Origin of the sequence: Micromonospora sp. NPDC093243 (genome assembly GCF_044753725.1) — a bacterium.
GTDB lineage: Bacteria > Actinomycetota > Actinomycetes > Mycobacteriales > Micromonosporaceae > Micromonospora.
Map to the genome: position 1 here is coordinate 1 of NZ_JBIVNT010000022.1, position 5219 is coordinate 5219.

At 64.9% G+C, this 5219-nt stretch carries 3 protein-coding genes and 2 pseudogenes; 2 read left to right on the forward strand and 3 right to left on the reverse strand.

Annotation, left to right across the window (positions count from 1 at the left end; all coding sequences use genetic code 11):
- The 3 genes and pseudogenes from ACIP9D_RS32710 to ACIP9D_RS32720 all read right to left on the reverse strand — a co-directional run.
- The coding region (locus ACIP9D_RS32710; RefSeq protein WP_400451398.1) for an FG-GAP repeat domain-containing protein at positions 1-293 on the reverse strand (293 nt) is incomplete at its 3' end.
- Positions 294-329: 36 nt separating this feature from the next.
- Positions 330-1034: pseudogene (locus tag ACIP9D_RS32715) on the reverse strand (hypothetical protein); the annotation flags it as partial.
- A 776-nt stretch (positions 1035-1810) separates the two neighbouring features.
- Positions 1811-2240, reverse strand: a pseudogene (locus ACIP9D_RS32720) (transposase); the annotation flags it as partial.
- Between the two features lie 777 nt (positions 2241-3017).
- Here ACIP9D_RS32720 and ACIP9D_RS32725 point away from each other — a divergent pair.
- Together ACIP9D_RS32725 and ACIP9D_RS32730 are read left to right on the forward strand one after the other, a co-directional pair.
- On the forward strand, positions 3018-3248 hold the full coding sequence (locus ACIP9D_RS32725) for a transposase family protein (protein WP_400451397.1): 231 nt from the start codon (positions 3018-3020) through the stop codon (positions 3246-3248).
- Between the two features lie 1194 nt (positions 3249-4442).
- The coding region (locus ACIP9D_RS32730; protein WP_350877552.1) for a DUF1906 domain-containing protein at positions 4443-5219 on the forward strand (777 nt) is incomplete at its 3' end.

Below are 5219 nucleotides of genomic sequence, written 5' to 3' on the forward strand. Positions count from 1 at the left end.
GAGTCCCACCACGATGCGGGGGCCGTAAAGCCAGTACCAGTGGAACGGAGCACCCACAGCTTGCTGGTCGACGCGCCGTAGTCGTAGAGGATCCCCACATCGGCCTTGCCGTCGGCGGTGAAGTCTCCGACGGCGAGTTTGCTGCTAGACCAGTCCCACTTTCCGCTGCCGGAGTCCCACCACAACGCAGGAGCCGCAAAGCCAGTACCAGTGGAACGGAACACCCACAGCTTGCTCGTTGAGTTCCCGTAGTCATACAGGACCACCAAGTCAGCAAGGCCGTCACCGGTCACATCCGCGTGCGCCTGCGCCGAGCCCTGCTCAACAGGCTTGCGTAGCCATTCCTCAAGTGATTCGCCTCGAAGTACGCTCAACAAGGCCTTCTTGTTGTCGAGGCTGGTGACTTTATCGCGGTCTTCGCTCAGGTGAATGTGCCACAGGTGAGAATTGTCGGACGAGACGGCGCGGTCGTAACGAAAGTCCCAACCCTCAACCGAGTTGTCGTTGTCTGCTTGGCCATAGAACTCCCGCCATCCATTCAAACGCGGGTCATTCGGGTCGGAGCCGGAGGCGAGGAGTCGACGAGAGTACAGTGCGATGCCGCTGTAGTCCGCATTCAGGCCCACACCGTCGCTCGCAATGGATGGGCTGAAAACGCCGGCGCCAGTGTAGCCTGCACTGGAACCTTGCGCCTCGGGAAAAGTCCAATCGTAGGCAGCGGCCTTGTCGGATGGCCCGCCTTGATCCTCCGCGTCCCTGACCGAGTAATCGCCAGAATCATTAGCGGCGCGCGTATTGTGATAACCCGGCTTGTTGGCATAGATGCCGCCGTCGCGCGTGCCGGGTTCGAGCGCTAGAAGTTCATTCCTAAGCCACCACGAAGCGTCCGTGATTCTCGCTGGGTTTGGGTTGTTGGCAGCGCTTGCCGGCGTAGCCACCACCGCAGGAGCCCCAACTAGCACCGCTAGGAAGCCAGCAAACGCGCTCGCACGCATAACCCTCCTTCTCGGTTTGCGTACTCTCGAAGCGCCCATCAATCCACGCACTAAAACTCCTACTCGGTTTTGAGCGCGGCCCGACAATCGCTAATATGCCATTGCGGAACGCACCCGATGCTTTACACTTAGAGAAGATTTAGATTGGACAGAGTCAACTGGGCCGATAGGCACCACCATTCTCCTCGCCTGGAGACCGACCGCCCGGTCGGTCGGCGAGCAACTGATCGAGGACGTTAGCATCTCGATCCGCGCGCGAGCAAGCATGGTGTGTTGCTACTAAATAGTGGGCGGCTTAGTACTCCAGCTGGGGGGATTGTGATCACGGATCAATGAGGGCTTATCGGGCGTAGTGGCTGTTTATGGCGCGAGCTCGGTGGCGGCGTCGGCGGATTGACCAGAGCAGGAGGTCGGTGTGCCGGCGGGCGGGTTCGATGATCAGCTTGTTGAACAGGTGGTGTAGCTCGTTGACGGTCAGCGGGATCAGCCCGGCTGGGTAGAGCCGGTAGCGGTTAGCGTTGGCGGCAGCGAGGAGGGCGTGGGCGAGGATCGCGAGGGTGGTCCAGCGGTGCCAAGACGGTCAGCGGCGGTTCTGATGCTGGTCCAGGCTGAGGCCGGTCTTCGCGGCTTGAAACGATTCCTCGACCTTCCAGTGGCGTCCGGCCCCTGGCGACCGTGACGAGCGTGTGTAGCGCGGCGCGTTGCGGTGACCAGCAGCGCTAGAAGGTCAGCTCGCCGGTTGCTGCGGATGAGCAGCCAGTGGCGCCCACCGTGGTTGTCGGCGGCGCGGGCAAGGCGGCTAGGTGTCCTGTCGATCATGGAAGCCAGATGATGGCGGCGATAGGGACGAGGCTGGCTCGGTAGAGGTATGCGCGTTTGGCAGTGGTTAGGTCACGCCACTGCTTGAACCGGTTGAAGCGGCGTTCCACGACGTTGCGCTTGTTAGAGGTCACCTTGTCGAAGGTCGGTGGTCGACCGCCGGCGCTGCCTTTCGCGGGCGCGGCGGCCTGGTCGGATCGTTCCGGGATGACGTGCCGGATCCCGCGTTGCCGCAACGCTCGCCGGTCGAGTCGTGGGCGTAGCCCTTGTCCGCGATCAGCGCATCGGGGCGTTTGCGGGGTCGACCGGGGTCGGGCTCTTGACCCAGATCGCGTCGAGCAGTGCCAGGAGTTATGGGTTGTCGCCGGCTTGGCCGGAGGTGAGAAGGATCGACATGGGTTGGCCGCGTTCGTCGGCGGCGAGGTGCGATCAGGTGTATCGACAGTGGCTCGCCGCCCTGCTCGTAGGCCAGGTGCAGCCTGGAGTCCACCGCCACGTGACTGACCGAGGGTGTGCTCGGGTGGCTCGATGTGAGCCCCGCCGGGCGGCTCGATCTGCCGTTGCGGGGGAACCAGCGTGTGGCCGCAGCGAGCTGATAGGCCCGAGCGATCGCGGAATTTACGCATGGTGCTGGTCAGCTCCTCGCGATCAAGAAGAGTCCTCCCTCGTCTGCGGATAGGGAGCGAGCCGATGGCGAGGAGAACGTTCAACGAGGCTCGTGTGACCGAGATCCTGTCCACTGGTACGCGGGTCGCTCGAACAGCGAGATCGCGGTCAGCTTGGGCCCGGATCGTAAGACGGTGGGCATGTATTTGGCGCCCGCGCTGGTAACTGGTTTGGCGCCGGGTGGGCCCGCTGATGGCGGTGGCGGACTGGGAGAAACTGCAGCGGCGCTGGCTTTTCGAGCTGATGGATACCGGCCGCGGCAGACGGCGTCGCCGGAGATTGAGAAGCACCACGACTGCGACAAGTCGATGCTCGGTCGCCATGAGCTGCCGGGTCCGCCGGGGCAAGTTCGAGGAACCGAACCCCTTTCAGGAGTTCGATTCGCTGTCAGCGCGAAACTGCTCACCGCGCAGATCCGGGATTTGCGGCCCCCGGGCGGGCTGCGAGTCGGCGAATTGGTGATCCTCCACGGCCCAGTCAGCGGTGGCAACACACCGTTGTCCACACGCAGCGTGACCAGCCTGACCGGGCTGATTCGTGACCGTCACCGCATCCTTGGGGCCGCTGGCGCCGCAGCCCGCGCAGCAGCAGGCGCTGATGGCCTTGGCTCACCTGCCTAACGGTGACACCCTCGCCCGCCTCGCGGCCAGCCTCGACATGTCGGTCACCGCCACGTGGCGATACCTACGCCACGCCGTCGACCTGATTCTCGCCCCGCCCACCGACAACCTCGCCGCCGCGATGCGTCGGGCCGCACGACTGGCCTAGGGAAGCGGCAACGCCTCCTCGCGGACCTCCCGGGTGGTTCGACCTCCGGATGTTCGGCGCCGACCAAGGGCCCGACTACCCGGCAAGCACAAGCGCCACGGTGTCAATGTGCAGGTCCTCGCCGATGCCGCAGGACGACGGCTGAACTGGGCCTCGCCCACCTTGCCCGGGCGCGGTCCCCGACCTCATCCCAGCCCCCACGGCCTGATCGCCGCGCTGAGCAGCAACAAGTGCTGACCTTGCGCCCCCGGCACCGCCTGGTCCCCGTTCAAACACCGCATCCGCTGGTTCCGCCGGCAGTAGTCCGTCAACCGGCACCACGCCAAGTCCGAGCGCTCGGCGAACGCGCCGTCTCCACGCTCGAGACCTGGAAAATCCTGGCCAAAATCCGCTGCCGCCCCTGCCTGGCCCCCCGACCCTGCAGGCCATCCGCGTCCTCTAAGCCGCCGAAGACACCCGCGACCCACGATGAAAATGGCTCCTTGTCTAGGCATCAGGTGGATGCTACGTTCGCTCGGCGCATGCAGACCGACCGGGCGGTCGGCGTAGTTTGATTGGGGGTATATGACGGTCATCGAGGGGCCCGATACCCACCCGACGTCGCGTCTCGCGTCCGGCGCGCATCATCGCGGTAACGGTAGTGCCGGCGGCGGGTTCGCGGCCGATTCACCCTACGGTCGCAGGGCAAGCTGCCCTGCGACCGTGCCTACACCATCCTTTGTGGATGGCGCGGACCTGTGGGTAACGTGCCGCAGATCAGGCATTGGAGGCGGATCGGCACACCCCCGGCTGATCCTGCCGTCGGGTCCACCTGGCCATGGCCCGGGCGAGCCACAAATGGGTGGTCAGGTGGGCCCACCTCGAAACCAACCGCCGCGCCCGAGAAGGACGCCCGGATCTCCACGTAGCCGGCGTGGGTCAAAGCATCATGCGCAGCGACGACATCAGCAAGATCGGGATTGTCGACCGTAGGTTGGACGCAAAACCGCTCGCTGTGCAGACCGCAAGTGCGGCCGCCAAACCGTGACCGCGACGAAAGTCGGCATTCCGCCAGGCGTCATCGACACCTTGGGGCTAGACCCGGCGCATCCTGTCCACGCAGCCGGCCACGGTCAGCTGACCCCTCATTTGTGAAAGGAAGTTCTGATGACTTCAATTGGTCCCCACCGCTCGCGGCGGAAGATGCTAGGTCTGATGGCGGGAGGAGCGGTCGGCGCGGCAGTTGGAATCGGCGGGTTCGCCCGTCCGGCCCTAGCCGGGCCGCAAGTAGACGGCGTAGGAACGCTGGCACTGGTCGCTACCGGCCTGGACTACTCCTGGGGGCGGCCGCGGCCGAGCGTTGTGGCGAATGCGGGCTACTCGTTCGTCTGCCGTTACCTCAGCTATGACACGACCGGTAAGAACCTCACCCGTTCCGAAGCGGACGCCTTACGAGCAGCTGGTCTCGACATCGTCTCGAACTGGGAAAACACGGCCGGTGACGCTCTCGGCGGCTACAGCAAGGGCGTGCAGCACGCAAACGCCGCGCATAGCCAGGCAGTCGAGTGCGGGATGCCGGCGTCACGGCCGATCTACTTCAGCGTTGACTTCGACGCTACGGCTGCGCAGCAGACGACGATCAACGCCTACTTCGACGGCGTGGCATCGGTACTCGGCCGCTCCCGGACCGGTGCATACGGCGGATACGACGTGATCAAGCGGCTCTTCGACGCCGGGAAGGTGACCTGGGGCTGGCAGACCTACGCCTGGTCCGAGGGCCGCTGGGATGCCCGGGCGCAGCTACGGCAGGTGCAGAACGGCATAACCTTCGACGGCGCCGCCTGCGACCGCGACGAGGCTCACGCCACTGACTATGGCGGTTGGGGCGGCGGCCCACGCGGTACTGCTTCTATCTATGGGGTGTTGCCGGATGGGCGTTTGACCTACACCGCGGTCGACGCGGCCACTGGCTCGCGGCGGCAGATCCGTATC